Source organism: Spirosoma aerolatum (assembly GCF_002056795.1).
GTDB classification, from domain to species: domain Bacteria; phylum Bacteroidota; class Bacteroidia; order Cytophagales; family Spirosomataceae; genus Spirosoma; species Spirosoma aerolatum.
This window is the reverse complement of sequence record NZ_CP020104.1, coordinates 2,926,863-2,944,648: the sequence shown is the minus strand read 5'-3', so window position 1 is coordinate 2,944,648 and position 17,786 is coordinate 2,926,863. Positions and strand designations below refer to the sequence as shown.

The window sequence follows — 17,786 nt, the reverse complement described above, 5'->3', positions numbered from 1 at the left end:
TTACTTTTTAATGAAAAACACAACCAGAAAGGCCAGAATAGAAATGATGAACCCAAACATAAATATGTTATAAGCTACCCGTAGTAGTTTGTATTTTTTAGCCAGCACCAGCCCCAGATAGTATATATCTCGGGCCATTGAGTTGTAGAGATACGAACTGTCATTCATCAATTGCTGGATACCCCATTCATACTCGCCCAGGCTCATCTGGTAAAAATTACCAAAAAATAGTAGATTTCCTTTACCCTGCTCAATGTCACTATGACTAAAGGTGCCATGACTGACGTTGGGCCGGGTAGTCAGGATGGCAAACACGATGGTTAGTACCGACGTAATTAAAAATAAGGTGGTAGGAACCATCAGGTAGGGATTCTCCTCGATCCGGCGCGGTAATACTGATACAACCACCGATACCATAATCGAATTGACCGAGATCATAATATTGGCTTTGCTGTCGGCAATTTCGCTTAGTCGCATGTGATTGGTCGATGTTGTCCGAAACATGGTTTCGATACCACGTTCTGAACGTTTGTCCTTGTCCTTATCTTTTTTCTTTTCCTTTGGTTCTTTCCAACTCAATGACTCTACTCCTGACGGCTCGTTCGTATCAGGAGTGGGCTGCTCAGCAACAACGGCAGGTTCTTTCGGGGTGTTTTTTTCATGCTTAGCCTCCTTGCCCGCAGCCTTTTCAGCTTGTTTTTCCAACAACTGACGCAGGTTCTCAGCCTGTCCGATCCCCAGTCTCTCCTGGGCATAGTCGGTGAAGTAGCGATGACTTTCGAGCAGGGAAATGTTCTGTTGTCGCCAAACTTTCCCCGGAATCTCCATACCCGTCCGGTTTTCCTGTTCTTTTCGAAGCCGTTTCTGGTAATCAGGATAATCTTCGCTACCCAGGTGAAACAGGTCGGCATCGCACAGTATTTTTTCCAGTTGACTGGAAGGTGATTGCGGCATTTTAGTGGCCTGAATGCAGGCCTGAACATTCCCGATAACCTCTGTCGAAACACCCAGCTTTGTTAAAAAATCAGCAGCTAATCCGGCACTACGCTCCTCATGCCCACTGGATGGCCCGGTCAGATTCCCCAGGTCGTGCAACCAGGCCGCTACCATTACCGTCGTATAGTCCGACTCCGACAGTTTATAAAATCGCGCCATTTGATCGACAGCCTGCACAACCTCCTGCGTATGTTCCCGATTGTGATAGGTAAAATCAGGGCTTAGGTGGTCAGCAAAAAAATGAGTAGCGTAGATTTCGGTCTGTGTTAAAAGGTCAGGAACCATCGGGTTAAAGTTTTTCGGTAAAATCAGAATCGGAAACCGAGCGACACGTAAGGTAAGGTTGATTCGTCGGAAAAACCAATGGAGGCTGTTATTGTAAGTAATTGAGCTGGATTCATATAGAGTCCTGCACCATAGCCGTCGTGCCAGCGATGCGACGACTCCCCGTTGAGCCACACCCGCCCCACATCGTTGAACGCTAGTAAGCCTACACTGGCTGGAAACAGAAAAGACCGAAAACTGAACAGCTTCAGCCGGGCTTCGATGTTATGATAGATCAGGTGATTTCCCGCAAATCGATAGGTCCGGAATCCGCGCAGATTATCCTGGCCACCCAGGTACAGCAACTGGTAAAATGCCGGATTTCCGTACGTTAACCCACCACCAATTCGGTTGGAAATGACAAGGCGGGCGGCTGGGCTGAAGCTGGTATAGACACTCAGATCCGTTCGAAATTGCAGCAGGTTATTGCTTTGTTCGTCGAATCCCTGCAGAGCCAGGATCGTCGTATTCCAGTGTAAACCCCGCGAAGGCTGTACGGGATTATTCCGGTTGTTGATCAATAGCCCAGCCTGTAGCCCTACGTAGCTCTCCTGCTGCAGAAAACGTTCCTGAGGAAGCAAATCGGCCAGGTACTTCTCAATAAATCGACCGCCATTATCGCCTCGATTGAGACTGAAATGCTGAAAAACTGGCCCCACCGACAGTTCCATATGATTGCCGGTTTCGGGCTTCAGCAAGGCAGCAACGTTAATCAGATCATAGCGGGTACGATAATAGCGAATCGAATGACTTTTATCGTAGACCGTTTCGTTGCCGGGGCCGAAAAAGTTGGTTACGTTGTCGGGGGCTTTCGAAAAGGCACTGAGCCATAGGTCATTTTTGCCAATCAGGTCCGTGAACATACCGTCGTATTTAATCGACATGGCTTCGGTAGCCAGTGAGCGAGTAATCATCAGACGATTCATAGCCGCATAGGGTGTTTTGCGAAACCCCTGTTTGATCCACTGCACACCCGCACCCAGAATCAGCCCATCGTCCGGGTTAAAGCCGATGGTTGCTAACGGGGCTACCCGATCATACTTGAAGGCATGCGGGTCGTACTGGTTGACTGTTTTGTCGGTCGAACGACGATCAACTAGTTTACCCGCTTCAGGCAGTACATTGGCTTCGGTACGTGCGTCATAGATTCGTGGTTTTCCTGGCTGTCCTGCTACGGTAAATACATCTTCGCCTTTCCCACCGATAAGCCGCACCCGAATATGAGCAGGCTGGGTACCAACAACCTCAAACCGATCATCGCCTTTACGACCGTACAACCGGACCTCGTCCGTTACGCGTCCATCAAACTCCCGACGATACAGTGGCGAATCGTCTACCCCATTTCGGGTGATTTTAAAGACGGAAACCGTCAGCTTATTGTCGGGCAGGTGTTCGATGCGAAACAATTCGGCCTTATCCGAACCGGGAATATCGACCGCTTTGGCTAAAAAGCGATAATAGGTTAACCCTTCTTTCAAAAGCCATTCCCGCCGAATTTTTAGCGTTTCCAGCAATTTCTGTCCGTTTTTTTTCTGGGATGCTTCGGGCAACTGCCGGATGGCCTGTTCCAGTACTCCGTCCGTTAAGGCATCGTGCAGTTTTTTTAGCTCCACTGTCCAATCCTGTTCGGTCAGACCGTGTAAAAACAGCCGGTCGAAATAGCGGCCATTGAACATAAATCCATTTACATTCGGCAACCTGGCTGTAAACCCCTGAAATTTAGGCTGTATCCAAGGCAGTGAACCGATTGTTGGCAGGAGTCCGTTTGCCCGAAAAAACACCTGGTCACGGTCGCGGGGAATGGGGTAATAGAGCTTGCCTTTATCCTGTTTTCGACTTCCCCAGCGCCATTGATCTTCGTGACGGTCCCAATCGCCCATGAACAAATCGAGCATTCGCGCCCGCAATACCGCCTTTTCATCGACCCGATTGTCGTTATCTTTTTCCAGTGCATCCAGCACTTTGGGTGTACTGACCGATTTATTATCCCCGGGGCTTCGCTCTTCGAACAGGTACACACTATTACCAAAATCGGCCTGATAAATCCCCAGAGCAGGGTCGTCGGGTAGATACACCACACGAGGATTAGCATGGGGTACCCCAGCCGCCTGCGCCAGAATAGGTACGGCTAAGGGAGCGAACGGGTAGCCAGCCGATATTTCATCCTGCAAGACATCTTTGGCAATGGTCTGCTGTAAGACACGAGGCAGTGCTTTGGCGGGGTCTTTCTGAATACTTCGTAATACCCATTCTCGTCCGCTAGAGTCCTCGATTCGTAGCGATTTGGTTTGGAAACCTCCCCCACGCTGTAAAATTTTGAATCCGCCCATCGTACGTCTGATATCGAAAACCGGCAACTTCACGGTCGAAGCCCACTCCGTCCGGTAATTCGTACCCAGCAACCAGCGATGAACACGCCCAACACGTTCGTATTCAGGCGCAATGGCTACCTGTACGCTATCGGGCCAGTTGGGCCGTTGCCCGTTTGCTGTTACGGTATCGACTTTCGTTGGAACTGTAAACAACGTAGCGGTATGCGCTTCATTAGCCTTTGCCTGTTCATCGACGGTATAAAAAGTAGCATTCAGCTTACCATTAGCCAGTAAGTCCAGTACAACATACCCCCAATCGCTGCTGACAAACTGAGCCAGTTTACCCCGCTTTACCCGTTCACGGTTTATACCTGATCCACTCACAATATAGTTACGCGCCCCATCCACAATGTGCTGCAAGGCATGGTCATGCCCGGCTACGAACACCACATTTGGGGCAGGCGCCATAGCCCGCTCGAATGCTTTCACCATCAGTTGATAACTGGGATTGGACAGGTCCTGAATATTACCGAACACACCCCGCACCAACGGATAAATGGAGCCGATTACGGGTAAGGGAATATACAATCCCGACGAAAACTCCGTGAGCGGAAAAATGTGCTGCTTCAGCGTATAGTAACCACCGTGAATACCATAGCTACGCATGGGATGGTGCGTTGCCAGAATGATTCCTTTGCCCTTATTCCGGTAGGCGATATCCGACAGGCGGGCCAACACTTCGTCCTCACTCTTGCAGGCGCAGTCCGACTCAACACCCGGTTTGGTATACGGATGCAGCCACCACTGCGTATCGACTACTACCAGCACCAGATTAGCCCCCAGAGGAATTTCCTCCGGTCCGGGACAACCGCCCGATGGTACCATTCGAATGTTAGGAGCCTGTAAACTATCCAGCCATTCGCCCTGTCGTTTGATGCGTTCCCAACCATCCGGCCGCCCCTTCGACCAGTCGTGATTGCCCGGAATAAAGAGTACCTTTCCAGCTTTACCCAATCCAGGCCGGGCCAATCCAGGCCGGGCCTGATACGCCAGCACAGCAACAAGTGAATCATAACCAGGACTGCCTTTCTCGGGAAGTCCGTAGGTGTACACATTATCGCCCAGATACAGCAGCGTTGTGCGGGAATCGTTCAGGTCGTAGCGGCTGGATACGGCATCCACAACTGGGTTTTTACCGTTTCGTAAACGCCCGGCATCGCCAATCAGGATCACCCGCTGCCGGATCGAATCGCCAGCCGGAGCTGTCTTTACCTGTGCGTACGTTGAGATAACACTACTACAAAGGCATAGTAGACCCACCAGCCCATACCCTGCTTTTTGTACTCGTTTCATGGTTCTGGACTGTCGTTACGCCTTGTAATTGATACCCACCCGAAGTGCTTTCAGGTTAAACACACCCTGCAGGGGTTGCAGATTGAGGAATTCTATCTCCGGTTTCAAATCGCCACTCACCTGTAACCGTTCGATTTGTGCGATGTAATCACCAATTTCAGAGATATGGCTATAGACCAGCGCGATGGTGTCGGGTTGGGTCAGCCGTTGGCCGGTCCCTTCTACCAACGCTTTGTCGATCCGCTTTTTAACGACCTCATACCGAATGCTATAGGACCCTTCCACATCGAATCGGCGTTCGTCCTGCCGGAACCCAATATCGACCGGATGGGCATGCGCCAGAATGAGTTGCGTCGTTTTCAGGGGTAAAGGGAGCTCTGGAATCAGCTTCTGCGTCAGCCGGGCCGTTTTCACCATCGACGACAATTGCCACTCGATCAACTGCCGATGAATCGGACGTGCAAACGGTTTATCGGGAGCAATAGACTGACCAATGTAGATCGTATACTCGGTGCCATCGGTACGATAGCGTTCAAAGTAGTGCGGATAGATCGTCTGTAGCTGTTTTTCCTCCTGATTAATATAATCGTTTACAGTTGTGTTGAGTTTGTCCATGGTCAGCTCATACCGTTTCAACGCCCGGTTAAACAACCCGGTCATGGGGTCGATTTGCGCAAAATAAGCTTCCAGCTCAGGCAATAATGGATGATGCTCCTGCATAAGCTGACGCAGATACGGATTGATGGTATTGACCAGAAAGAGACCTATCTCCTGCTCATCCTCAGCAGCCATTCCCTCTTGTAGCCGTTTCTGACAGGCATAGTTTTCGAGCCGGAGTTGTTCGGGTCGCTCCTGCTGTGGAGGGAAATGGGCATGCATAAAAATAGCTTCCACGGCCAGTAACTGATCGGCTAAATCCTGCCGCACCGACTTGTGCCGTTCAACCGACGAATTCCGAATATCGATGGCCCCATAGAGCGGATACACCTGTTCGAACCGTACGGGGGACAGTTGCTCCGTTGAATCGCCCGATCGGCTACGTCGTAGTTCTTCCCAGGCTTCTTTATAAAACCGCCACGCGACGGCAGGTTGCAACGACGTGAACTTCGTCCGAACCAACTGCTCAATTTCAGCCTTGAACTGATTTAGTTGATAGCGGAGCAGTTCCTGCACCAGCGGCTTAATGCGCTCGATGATCTTCAACACTTTATCGTCGAAGGCATCGGGCTGCGAACTAGCCATTTCCAGAATCCCTAACTCTTCGTTGGCCATCACGATGGGGTACACCAGCAAACTCCGAATATTCTGTTCGGTCAACGCCTTAGTCTTCGCTTCGGGCAACCCTTGTAGACCCGCAAATACATACGGCACCGGATTCTTCATTAATTTAGCTGCCAGCACTTGTGTATCCGGGTCATTAAACTCATCCATCGGATTGACCGCATTCCGCATAAAAATGCTGCGTTGCTTTCCTTCGGGGTGGTGAACAAAATGTCCGTTTATTTGCGGCAGCGGCATCAGACTAATCTGCAGATCCGGTCGTCCGCACAGGTTCCGCATCGCCGTTTCGAACCGACGGTAAATCACCGGCTCCGTATCCGACTGAAGGTGCACAAACACATCCTCCAACTGTCGGATAGTTTCCGTTTCGGTAATGTCTTCGATCCGAAAAAAAGAAAACCCTTCGAATGTAAATCGGTCCAGCGGCAGGGCGTCGTTTCCTTGCGGCAACGGCCCCAGCCCATTGGCAAAATCAACCCAGGCCGACTGTAGTGGCGGTAATTCGCCTTCGACGCGGGGTTCGAAAAACGACGCATCGACTTCCATCTGGTAGTAGCGCATCAAGCCGTCCTGCTCCTTTTCAAAATGCATGGTCGGCCCGCAGGCTTCATTGGTTTTGATTCCGTAACACCTGTCGAGAATGAGCTGGTAGAGGTAAAATTTCTTTTTCTCCCATTGAATTTGATCAGGCGCTTTATGCAGAAACTCTGGCACCTGCCGAATCAAGGCTTCAAAAGCCGATGAGTAGTAAAAAAACGTGAGCGGCAACGGGAGCCCAAACGCAAACGGGATTGGTCGAGTTTGCGAGAGTGGGAGCATCGCCATACTCACCAACTGAAATAACTCCGTCAACTGCGCTTCGCTCAATCGAAGTTCCGGAGAGTCGGTCAGCGCATCTGCTGCCATAAATCGGTCGATCAGATACGTATACAGCCGGGATAGTTCCGTAGCGGAGGAGAATTTTTGTTGCTGTGCTTTCAGAAACGCCACAAAGGGTCGAAACGAAAGCCGAAAATCAACCGGCAGATCAACAACCGGCGGAACGGTAAAAATTGCTTCCATAGAGGATGTATGGTTGCGAACCAGACGTTTGTACACACTAGCCGGGTTCGGTTCATTGACTGAGTTGGCGCTAAACCTGTCTGATCGTATACGACGACACCATTCAGCATTGGAAATTCATAGAATCGGGTGGATTAAACACTAAAAATCAGACACTTTCAAAGGCAAATAAATAGCTGGTAATCATGTCGATAACGATGTCTTTGTGCCGATTGGCAAAAGCCTCAAACGCGTCTTCGCTCATGTGCCAGATTCGGATATGCATCGCCTTACTGACAAACAGGAATTGAATATTGGCCACAATCATTACCGTAAGGTGCATGGCTTCGATAGGGCGAATGTGCCCAAGTGCCGCTTCCCGGCGAAGCTGTTCATCAAATACGGATTGCTGAAATTGCTTCCGAGCCTCTACAGCATTGGCCATACGTTCGGGATTCCGATGAATCTCGTTCATGACAAAAATGCTGAGACTGGGGTTGTTCTTCATCAGTTGAAAATCATGCTCGACTAGCTCTGCGATTTTCTCGCGCAATCCAATCGGCTTGTTCAGGATGCGGAACATTCCTTCAAAAAACAACTGGATCAGCTCATCGAAAATGCTGATAAACAGCTTTTCCTTACTGCGAAAGTAGTAGTTGGTCAGGGCGATATTGATTCCAGCGGCATCAGCAATGTCTCGTGAGGTAGTACCGTCATACCCTTTCTCCAGAAAGACCTGGCGGGCGGCTTCCCGAATTCGCTCTTCTGTATTTTTTGAGGGGCTACAACGCATTATCGTACTGGTTAATAGGTCAGGGCAAGAGAGCTAAGAATTTCAAAGTCTGTTTTAAACAAACGTTTAAATTTTAAGGAAAGGTTCATTTCTGCCAGTCGTAAGGATTGATGGTTGATTTTATCCGCAGACGGCACGTTGACTCCCCATAAGCCCACTCCTGGAGGCCATTAGTAAGTCGTTGTGACGGGTTGTTCGGTTGCACCTGTTGTCTGCTGCTGGGCATAACCCACGAAAAGCTGTATCTTTGTACTTGATTGATTGCTTATGAACGCCACTTTTGCTACTACCATTTTTCGCCAGAGTATTCAGGACTATCACCTGACCGATCAGGTCGATACGCCTATCAACAACCCCTATTCAATCAACGATGTCGCGTATCTGCTGTACCAGAAAAACTGGATCGATACCGTCCAATGGCATCTTGAAGACATTATTCGCAGCCCAACGATTAGCCCAAGCGAGTTAGTAGCGATCAAACGCCGAATCGACCAGTCGAACCAGGACCGTACGGATACAGTAGAACTGATTGATAGCTGGTTCTCAGACCTTTTTGCTGACATTACCCCCAAATCGTCGGCCCGAATGAATTCTGAAACACCGGCCTGGCTCCTTGACCGCATGTCGATCCTCCAATTGAAGCTTTACCACTTCAACGAGCAAGTCGACCGCCCGGATGTATCAGACGAACACCGCCAGAAAGCGCAACAGAAACTAGCTGTGCTCCTTGAACAGGAAACAGATCTGGCCCGCTGCTTCGACGAGCTTCTGGAAGATATTCAGAAAGGAGACCGGTATATGAAAGTGTACCGACAAATGAAAATGTACAACGACCCAACGCTGAATCCGATACTTTACGGACAAGCGTAAGTTATAGGATGTATGATATAGGGTATAAGATGTAAGTCGGATGAGCATGACTTGATACTGGTTCATACACCATACTTCATACATCCTATAACTTATAGCCTATACTACACATTGAAAAAGAGTCTGCTCCTGCTTCGGTTTTCGGCTATGGGCGATGTAGCCTTACTAACTCCTGTCATTCAGGCGTTTACATTTCGCTATCCCGACGTAGGTATTACCCTGGTAACCCGGCAGAAATTTGCCGTTTTTTTTGCCCAGTTTCCGAACGTACGTGTGGTTGGGGCTGATTTCGATGGCCGACACAAGGGATTGAAAGGTCTGGTTCAACTATTTACTGAACTCCGTGCACTAGGGCCATTCGATGCCCTGATCGATGCCCATCAGAATTTGCGTTCTGGTGTCCTAAAAGCTCTTTTCCAGGCAGTTGGCACGCCCTCAGCAACCATCGATAAAGGGCGAAGCGAAAAAAAGGAACTGACCCGAAAGGAGGGCAAAATACGTCGTCAACTTCTACATACTGTTGAACGCTACGCCCAGGTTTTCGACATGGCCGGGTTTGCTCTCCAACCTGCAAACCAATTCCGGTTCCAACCCGTAGCCTCGGCCAACGACGAACTGAACTCTTTCCTGAACCAACAATCGATTCCGTCTGGCACACGTTGGTTAGGCATTGCGCCTTTTGCGCAACATGAACAAAAGATGTGGCCATTCGAACGGTTAGCTCCTTTACTCAACCAACTGTATACAGACACACCGGTTACTGTTTTTCTGTTTGGAGGTGGCTCACAGGAAATCGTTCAACTGAAAACACTACAGCAACAATACCAACAAGCCATTCTGGTAGCAGGGAAACTCGGTCTGGCAGCTGAACTGATGCTCATCCAACGGTTGAATGGAATGCTGTGTATGGATTCGGGCAATATGCACCTGGCGGCCCTAAGCGGTGTACCTGTTCTCTCAATCTGGGGTGCTACGCATCCTGATGCAGGTTTTGGCCCCTGGGGGCAGGGGGATGAAGCCATTCTGCAAGTTTCTACCAATGTACTTCCCTGCCGACCTTGTTCTGTTTTTGGTAATAAGCCTTGCTGGCGTGGTGACTTAGCCTGCCTCCACCTGATTACAGTAGAGGCAGTCGCCGATCGGGTAAAACAGATGCTTAACCCGATCGATTAGTTAACATGCCCTAAAAATTCTTCTTTATCCGCAGTTCTTTTACCTCGAAATCGAACGAAAGGTTATTCATGCACTTGAAGTGCTTCATAGGACAAGTGCCCGAGCTAGCCGTTGTGCAGGGGCGACAGGGCAGGCCAAGCGTTTCGAGCCGAACGTGCGGAGTTTTATACGGATAATAGCCAAATTGAGGAGTAGTGCTACCCCAAATTGAATAGACTTTTTTACGAAAGGCAGCCGCTATATGCATTAGCCCAGTATCATGGCTAAATACAACCCGCGCCCGCTGAATAAGTGATGCCGATTGATTCAGGTTGTAATGGCCACAGGCGTTATAAATCTGCCGTTCACCAATCGCCTTAACGATCTGGTCACCAATTTTACGATCGTTTTTATCGCCCAGAAGCACAATGGGGTAATTGATTTTCAGGCACAACTCAATCATCCGTAACACAGGCAACCGACACGTTGGACTCTGGCCACCAATGGCATATGCAACAAAGTCGTGCTGGTGCGTTTCGGGAAGCCAATCGATTTCGACCTCATCCTTGTACGGGATAAAGTAATTCAGGCCCCGACCATCGTTCTCAACACCAAGTGGCAGAACCGTCGCCATGTACCGATCTACGATGTGCTGCTCCGTCATGGCGTTGATCTTCCATCGCACGTACAACCACTGTCGGAACGTCTGCTTTTCAACGCTAAAGGAACGACACCCTACAGCTACTTTGATCAGGCTGGTCAGAAACGTATTTTGCAGGTCGATTATATAATCGAATTGCTCAGCCCGAAGCTCCTGAATCAGCGCGTACAGGTTCCCATCGTAATAATGATGACCAGTAAGGTAGGGATTGTAATCGATAATAGCTTGATACGACTGCCTGGTACAAAAATGCAGTTCGACCTGAGAGAGCTGACGCTTCAGACAACGCACAACAGGACTCGTCAGCACAACATCGCCGATTGAAGAAAGCTGTAAAATCAATAGTTTAACCGGGCGAGTCATGCTGTTGTCATTTGCACAAAAATATCTGATTTATACGAAGTCACCAAACCGGTTGCTAAGTCAAATATGGCCTTAAAACTGCCACCAGCGCGGTTGATTAGGCGTCCGATATAAACTATTCTCGCATACTACACAGTTTGAAGGAATGGGAATATTGACCGGTGGATCGGCGTCGGGTGGCCCTTGCCCGCTGCTTCTGTCAATATTGATATACTGTTCCGAAAGTCCGGTAGCACCGAAGTACCCATACACCATGGTCGTCGGATCATTCACGCAATGCAGATTACTGGGAGCCGAGGCAGGAGCCGCATCAAACAAACCACCCGTATTATTCACCAGGCCGCGAACACTTTTCCAGAAATCATACGCTCCCTTACTCAACGACTGCTGCTGGATTTCCAGATAATACTTACTTTTTGATTTATACGGCACGCGCATAATAAACTGGCGACTGATGGACTGCCCGTTAATATTGGCATCTGAGGTTACATTAATACAATTGTAACAGCGGGTAATATCCCAGCAATTTGAGCAACAGCCTAAGCCTGTCACGGTATTCGTATTGGGCACTTCTCGCTTGTAACAGACAGCCGTGAATTCATAATGAGTCCAGTCCCACCGATAGAAGTTCCCCGCAGCTTCCGGGTCTTTCGTGTCCAGGTATACATTCCATCCCTGTCGTTTTGCCAGACTGCTCGTTCCGGGTTCAACCGTATACTCGTAATATACTTTCTGAATGGGTGGTGCAGCCGTCAATACTTCGGGCTCCGATTCGTATTTTTTTCCTGCTTTTGTTTGAATGGTTAGTTTATAACTACGCCCTACTACCCCCTTGATACCCGTCGCCGATGTCATATAGACTCCACCCGAACTCTGCTCTTTCAGCACCTCCTGATTACCCTGATTATCCGAAATGGTCACAGTAGCGCCCGTTTCGAGTAGGTTCAGGCTTTTATACGAATAATCGGCTGTCCGGGTCAGTTTAACCATATAAGGCCCTGGCTGATCGGTAATTTGCCCCTCTACCACAAGCGAAGCCGGGATACTGACCGCATCGGGCTGGAACTCTGTTACGCAGGAAGCCACGAATATCAGCCAAAAGAAAGAGCGAACGAGTGAATGAGTGAACGAGCGAAGGGCTGAAACACCCGCAAAAACCATTCGGCAGGTCTTCACGCTTTCGCTCATGTGCTCTTTCAAGGTCCGTTGCGGCACTCTTTGAAAATATCGTTTCATCAGAATTTGAAATTATAGGTCAGAGATGGAAACGCGGTGCCGAAAATGGATAGTTTATACGCATCACTTGCCGAAGCCGGGCTTAGCTTATAAAAAATGGAATACGCATTTTTATGGGCGTATACATTGTATACCGAAAATACCCAGCTACTCTGATTCCGCTTTTTCTTTTCTGGGTTTTGCTCAAACGTCATGGAGAAATCAAGGCGATGATAATCCGGTACGCGTTGCTGATTTCGGTCCAGGTAAATAGGTACCTGTGCGCCCCCAATACGGGAAATTGCTGCGGGCTGCGTAGTCGGCCTTCCGGTGCTGTACGTAAAATTGAGCGACATACTGAACCAGGTTGTCGGTCGATGCGTGGCCAGAATATTGATCGTGTGAGGCTTATCGTAATTGGCCGGATACGGATTGCCGTTGTTCACCCGTTCGCTGGCAAAAGGGCTGTCCATAGTCAGGAAGGTTCGGGCAAAGGTGTAGCTCATAAAGCCCGTCCAGCGTCCCTTATTTTTCCGTAACAGGCCTTCCAGTCCATAAGCCTGGCCACTTCCCTGCACAATCTGGGTTTCAACAGCCTGGGCCAGTTGAAGTTCAGCCCCGTCCCGATAGTCGATGGCATTAGTTAGGGTTTTGTAATACACCTCTCCCGAAACTTCGAACGCGTTGTCGGGTGTATTCCGAAAATACCCCAGTGACCATTGATCAGCAATAACGGGTTTGGTGTAGAGATCGCTCAGGTGCCAGCGCGATGTAGGCAGGGCTGCCGTAGTATTGGTTACCTGCTGAATATACTGCCGTAAACGACTGTAGCCCGCTTTAATCGATTTCCCCTCGCCTACCGACCACCGAAGTGCCAGTCGGGGCTCCAGCCCCCCCATTGTATTGTAAATTTTACCAGCTCCGTACGTCTTTGTCGACGTTACGTTTTCGTCTTGACGCGGGCCATTTTCCTGGTACGTTCGTATGGAAGCCGGTCCCCGATTCAGCAGCGTAGAATACCGCAACCCGGCAATGAGCGATACGTCGGTATTCAGTTTCCATTCATCCTGAATGTAAGCGGCCAGTTCATACGCCTGCTCCCGAGCGATGTCGATCGGCAGAATATTGGAGTATGGACCCGGAATACGCGTATTCGGCTGGATGGAATAATCGATGGCACTAACACCAACCTGCCACTGGTGGGTCTCATTCGGTGTATAGGTCAGATCGGATTTGATTTGCCGATGCCAAACGCCCGATTTTAAATCAAATGCATTGGCCGAATCAGGCACCGACAAATCGGCCTTATAATGGCTAAAAATGACTGATGTAGCCAGGTTCAATTGCTTACTCATAAAGTAATTCCAGCGAACCGAGCCAGTCATTGTCTGGTAATTGAACTTCGTCGACGACGCATTGATCTCCTGACCCGACAGCGAATCGGATGCCAGCTTGAACACATCCGTACTGACATAGCCCGTAAATGTGATCGTATTTTTCTCGCTGGGCTGGTACTTAAGCTTGGTCGTTATATCGTAAAAATTAGCCGTTGTACCGCGTAGATTGGGAGGAGCCAGTTTAAAAAGAAAGTCGTTGAATGAAGCCCGAACAGCAGCTAGAAACGACAGTTTATTCTTGACGATAGGGCCTTCTACACCCAGGCGGCTCGAAATAAGGCCAATGCCGCCATTAACTCCCCACTTCTGGGCATCAGGCTCTTTGATTCTCACATCCAGCACCGACGATGCTCTGCCTCCGTAGGCTGCCGCCACACCACCCCGATTCAGGGTTACCTCGCGCACGACGTCGGGGTTGAATACCGAGAAAAATCCCATTAGGTGCCCCGAATTGAATACCGGCGCATCATCGAACAAAATTAGATTCTGATCCGTGCTTCCTCCGCGCACGTTGAAACCGGGAGCCCCTTCGCCTACCGTTGTAACGCCAGGCAACAACAGCAGACTCCGCACAACATCGACCTCCCCCATCAGTGGCGGAATCCGTCGGATACTTCGGATGGTCAGTTGCGACACCCCCATCTCGACCTTGCGCACATTACGGTCGGGGGCTTCGCTCGTCACGACAACTTCCTCCAGGTCTTTGGAGTCATCTTCCATCATCACTTCGCGAAAAAGGGTACTGTTCAGCACGATTGTATCCTGACGCGATCGATAGCCTACATGGGAAAACCGCAAAACGTACTTGCCGGGCGAGAGTTGTACGGTGTAGAAGCCATCCTTGGCGGTTACGTAGCCTTTCGATACATTCAGTACAACGATGTTTACCCCCTGAATGGGCTTGCCGGTTTTGGCATCCTTTACATAACCCGTAGCCGAAAAGGTAGCAGAAGCATTGGTGTTTGGCCTTTGCTGGGCAAAAGCCCCGTTGAGTATACAATAGAAAACGAATAGTACAGGTAATAACCGCATAGAGCCGGGTTTAGGATGCGCAGGATAGAATCAGATTATTTATCGGGGAACCTTACAAACATAAAGAGCTAATTCGCTGAATTTACCCTCTTTACGTCCTTATTAACTGATAATTAATCCTAAACGGCCCTGCCTTTCCCCTACTTACGCAGCCGCTCCCGACGCTGTTGCAGATAGTCAGTCATTTCCTGAAGCGTCAGCGCATTAAACGTCATGGCTTTTGTCAGGCCCCCTTTCCGGCCAACAGCTACTCCGTAATGCATATCCAGTAAGCCCGCCAGATCATGTGCGTCGGGGTTGATGCTTAACATCACTCCCTGCTGCATGGCGTAGTCGATCCAGCGCCAGTCGATGTCGAGTCGGTAGGGGTTGGCGTTGATTTCAATAACAACATTATGCTCAGCGCAGGCATCGATGATGGCCCGGTGATCGATGGGGTATCCCTCACGGGCGAGCAACAAACGGCCTGTTGGGTGGCCCAGAATGGTTGTGTATGGATTTTCGATAGCCTTCAACAAACGCGTGGTGGCTTTTTCGAGCGACATGGTCAGGGTTTGGTGCACCGAAGCGACGACATAATCAAACGTAGCCAGGGTAGCGTCGTCATAATCCAGTGAGCCATCGCCCAGAATATCGGATTCGATGCCTTTGAAAATGCGAAAATCAGCCCCAAAACTGGCATTGAGCTGATCAATTTCGGCCTGCTGCTGCCGGACCCGATCAGCATCGAGGCCATTGGCATACGAAGCCGTTTTGGAATGATCGGCAATACCGAAATACGTCAGGCCCAATTCACGGCAGTAAGCGGCCATATCGGCGATTGATTGCTTTCCATCCGACCAGGTACTGTGGTTATGAAGGGTTCCGCGCAGGTCATCCCAGGTTACCAGTTCATCAACCTGATGTTTAGCCGCCCAGCGAAACGCAAAGGCATCCTCCCGCATCTCAGGGACGATATACGGCAATCCGGCACGGGCGTAAATAGCTTTCTCCAGCTCATCCGTTTCACCTGTTGCGACTTCTGATAATACGCTGGCATAGGCCACCTGCAACAGCGACGCTCCCCCCGATCCAACCTGCTGCAAATGCGATTCGGTAGCCGTTTGAATGAACAACTGTCGGTTCATCTGCTCGGCCGGATACAGGAGTAACTCAACCTGCACATCAAAACCAGCGAGCTTTCCACGCCAGACGAATGGCGACGACTCCGGCTGATTCTGCTCCAGATTGGGAAAGTTTTGCAGGGTCAGCATGGCCGAAAGTGGGTCGTTAGTTTGTACAAGCAGTTGCACCGTATCCACCTCCTGTGCTTTCCGGCGGACCTGGCCACTGATTTCAATCCGCTCAAAGTGGGTCGATAGCTGGTCGTATAATAGCTTTGCGATCAGGGCCGCTTTGTCCATACGAACCTTACCCTGTTGTTCCTGTAAGAATTCCAGAGCCGCCAGAATTTTCTCCTGCGTACTGGCCCCGAAGCCTTTGATCTTGGCGATCTCACCACTTTCACCCGCCTGTTGCAGGTCACGCAGGTTATCGATGCCCAATTCACGCCAGAGCGTTCGTACCTTCTTAACTCCCAGGCCTTTAATACGAAACATATCCAGTACCCCTTCCGGTGTTTGGGCCATCAGTTCGTCTAGCTCTGTCAGGCGGCCCGTTTCGGCAATTTCCCGAATTTTCTGAGCAACCGACTTGCCTACTCCCTGCAATTTGACCAACTCCTCAACGGGCAAATTGGCTAAATCGGCGGTCGATTTATCAAGATTGAACGCGGCTGTCTGATACGACCGGGTTTTAAATGCATCGCGGTCATGGAGTTCCATTAATCGGCCCGTCAGTTCGAGCAGATCAACGATTTCGGAATTAGTCATACAAAAAGGGCAATTTACTCCGCAAGTTAGGCAATCGGTCAGATTTCAGCAGCGCTTCGGACGTAGCCAGCCTACCTTTACCCCATCAAAACCAATTAACCGATTCAACCTTACGATATAAATAACATGATGGAACCGACTCAATCTAAATCCGAATACGATCCTTATCTGTGGAAACAAGCCAAAGCTCGTGCTGGTTTTCAGATGCACCTGCGTTCTTATTTCATCATCAATGCCGGTTTATGGCTAATCTGGATTGTCAGTAATGTTTCGATCCAGTCGTTTACGCGCTTTGGCTATCTATTTCCCTGGCCTATTTTCCCGATGCTGGGTTGGGGCATTGGCCTGGCCTCCCACTATTTCCATGTGTATCATGGTGGCAGCGAACGGTCGATGATTGAAAAAGAATACCAGAAGCTGGTACGGCAACAGGGGTAGACTTTCCCGAAAGCTCAAGAAGGTATCTGAATGAGTGAGGACAGGTTCTTAAATCTGACTCCACGATGAGAGTCGAACTGCACGTTAAGCGTTCGACTCACTTGTGTTGCTCAATGGTTAATCACGAGGCCATACTTTGTGAGCAGTCCTGGCAGATTGTGAAGCGAGAAACGTGCCTTTTTGAGTTTATTTTCTTCAGGGTCAATCACCAGATTGTATGAACTGGAAAAATCAACCTGTGTCAGATCATTACCTTCGAACTTGGTCAGTTCCAGATTACAGTTTGTAAAGATGGTTGCGGCCAATTCACAGTTTAGAAAAAAGGCTTCCCGTATCGAGCAATCGATAAACGAAGCCTTTTTTAATTTCCGGTTCAGAAAAACGGTGTAATCGAGTTGACACGCCTGAAAATCGGCATGAAAACCAAAAGGGTTGCACACCCCAAAATCAACGTGGGCAAGCTGACAATTCGAGAACCGAACATCGTAGAGCTTTGTGTTTTTCAATTGAACCCGCGTCAGGTTACAGGCTTCAAACCGACAATCAACAAAGCTGGCATGGCTGAGCATGGCCTGGGTTAAATCCAGCTTTCTGAACGTGCACTGCTCAAACTCATGCCCAGACCACTGTTCAACTACCTTCGTCAGTGGGTCAAAAATCTGATCGTAGTATTCCATTTGCCCGAAT

12 protein-coding genes are annotated in these 17,786 nt (G+C 49.5%); 3 read left to right on the top strand and 9 right to left on the bottom strand.

The genetic code is table 11. From position 1 onward, the window contains the following. The 4 genes from B5M13_RS11840 to B5M13_RS11825 all read right to left on the bottom strand — a co-directional run bounded on the left by B5M13_RS11840 (position 1) and on the right by B5M13_RS11825 (position 8,100). The gene (locus B5M13_RS11840; RefSeq protein WP_080055868.1) at positions 1–1,281 is read right to left on the bottom strand and encodes a Pycsar system effector family protein; all 1,281 of its coding nucleotides are present in this window, start codon (positions 1,279–1,281) and stop codon (positions 1–3) included. Positions 1,282–1,304: 23 nt separating this feature from the next. Next, the gene (locus B5M13_RS11835) at positions 1,305–4,985 is read right to left on the bottom strand and encodes a BamA/TamA family outer membrane protein (RefSeq protein ID WP_080055867.1); all 3,681 of its coding nucleotides are present in this window, start codon (positions 4,983–4,985) and stop codon (positions 1,305–1,307) included. Positions 4,986–5,000: 15 nt separating this feature from the next. Continuing rightward, positions 5,001–7,328: a GAF domain-containing protein gene (locus B5M13_RS11830; protein WP_080055866.1), complete on the bottom strand. Its 2,328-nt coding sequence runs from the start codon at positions 7,326–7,328 to the stop codon at positions 5,001–5,003. A gap of 148 nt (positions 7,329–7,476) precedes the next feature. Further along, a complete protein-coding gene (locus tag B5M13_RS11825) occupies positions 7,477–8,100 on the bottom strand; it encodes a TetR/AcrR family transcriptional regulator (protein ID WP_080055865.1) in 624 nt (207 codons plus the stop codon). 267 nt (positions 8,101–8,367) lie between these two features. On the opposite strand from B5M13_RS11825, the gene B5M13_RS11820 reads away from it, so the two are divergent. Continuing rightward, positions 8,368–8,970 (top strand): DUF4254 domain-containing protein, encoded by a 603-nt coding sequence (locus B5M13_RS11820; protein WP_080055864.1) that lies wholly within the window; start codon positions 8,368–8,370, stop codon positions 8,968–8,970. A gap of 111 nt (positions 8,971–9,081) precedes the next feature. Then, a complete protein-coding gene (locus B5M13_RS11815; protein WP_080055863.1) occupies positions 9,082–10,143 on the top strand; it encodes a glycosyltransferase family 9 protein in 1,062 nt (353 codons plus the stop codon). Positions 10,144–10,153: 10 nt separating this feature from the next. Here B5M13_RS11815 and B5M13_RS11810 read toward each other — a convergent pair whose 3' ends face one another. From B5M13_RS11810 to B5M13_RS11795, 4 genes are all read right to left on the bottom strand, one after another. After that, complete coding sequence (locus B5M13_RS11810) at positions 10,154–11,146, bottom strand: glycosyltransferase family 9 protein (protein ID WP_080055862.1); 993 nt, start codon at positions 11,144–11,146, stop codon at positions 10,154–10,156. A gap of 72 nt (positions 11,147–11,218) precedes the next feature. Next, a complete protein-coding gene (locus B5M13_RS11805; RefSeq protein WP_080055861.1) occupies positions 11,219–12,382 on the bottom strand; it encodes a DUF4249 domain-containing protein in 1,164 nt (387 codons plus the stop codon). Continuing rightward, positions 12,382–14,790 carry a TonB-dependent receptor gene (locus tag B5M13_RS11800; protein WP_080055860.1) on the bottom strand — a complete coding sequence of 803 codons (2,409 nt, stop codon included), beginning with the start codon at positions 14,788–14,790 and terminating at the stop codon, positions 12,382–12,384. The genes B5M13_RS11805 and B5M13_RS11800 overlap by 1 nt, the downstream gene beginning before the upstream one ends. Positions 14,791–14,930: 140 nt before the next feature. Next, positions 14,931–16,661 carry a helix-hairpin-helix domain-containing protein gene (locus B5M13_RS11795; RefSeq protein ID WP_080055859.1) on the bottom strand — a complete coding sequence of 577 codons (1,731 nt, stop codon included), beginning with the start codon at positions 16,659–16,661 and terminating at the stop codon, positions 14,931–14,933. 126 nt (positions 16,662–16,787) lie between these two features. On the opposite strand from B5M13_RS11795, the gene B5M13_RS11790 reads away from it, so the two are divergent. Beyond that, positions 16,788–17,099: a 2TM domain-containing protein gene (locus B5M13_RS11790; protein ID WP_245859960.1), complete on the top strand. Its 312-nt coding sequence runs from the start codon at positions 16,788–16,790 to the stop codon at positions 17,097–17,099. 110 nt (positions 17,100–17,209) lie between these two features. Here B5M13_RS11790 and B5M13_RS11785 read toward each other — a convergent pair whose 3' ends face one another. Further along, entirely contained in the window at positions 17,210–17,776 is a 567-nt protein-coding gene (locus B5M13_RS11785) for a pentapeptide repeat-containing protein (RefSeq protein WP_080055858.1), read from the bottom strand. Positions 17,777–17,786 lie beyond the last annotated feature (10 nt).

Bases quoted from the DNA above. Each gene is read 5' to 3' on its own strand.
- B5M13_RS11840 (WP_080055868.1), bottom strand. From the start codon at position 1,281: ATGGTTCCTGACCTTTTAACACAGACCGAAATCTACGCTACTCATTTT.
- B5M13_RS11835 (WP_080055867.1), bottom strand. From the start codon at position 4,985: ATGAAACGAGTACAAAAAGCAGGGTATGGGCTGGTGGGTCTACTATGC.
- B5M13_RS11830 (WP_080055866.1), bottom strand. From the start codon at position 7,328: ATGGAAGCAATTTTTACCGTTCCGCCGGTTGTTGATCTGCCGGTTGAT.
- B5M13_RS11825 (WP_080055865.1), bottom strand. From the start codon at position 8,100: ATGCGTTGTAGCCCCTCAAAAAATACAGAAGAGCGAATTCGGGAAGCC.
- B5M13_RS11820 (WP_080055864.1), top strand. From the start codon at position 8,368: ATGAACGCCACTTTTGCTACTACCATTTTTCGCCAGAGTATTCAGGAC.
- B5M13_RS11810 (WP_080055862.1), bottom strand. From the start codon at position 11,146: ATGACTCGCCCGGTTAAACTATTGATTTTACAGCTTTCTTCAATCGGC.
- B5M13_RS11805 (WP_080055861.1), bottom strand. From the start codon at position 12,382: ATGAAACGATATTTTCAAAGAGTGCCGCAACGGACCTTGAAAGAGCAC.
- B5M13_RS11800 (WP_080055860.1), bottom strand. From the start codon at position 14,790: ATGCGGTTATTACCTGTACTATTCGTTTTCTATTGTATACTCAACGGG.
- B5M13_RS11795 (WP_080055859.1), bottom strand. From the start codon at position 16,661: ATGACTAATTCCGAAATCGTTGATCTGCTCGAACTGACGGGCCGATTA.
- B5M13_RS11790 (WP_245859960.1), top strand. From the start codon at position 16,788: ATGATGGAACCGACTCAATCTAAATCCGAATACGATCCTTATCTGTGG.
- B5M13_RS11785 (WP_080055858.1), bottom strand. From the start codon at position 17,776: ATGGAATACTACGATCAGATTTTTGACCCACTGACGAAGGTAGTTGAA.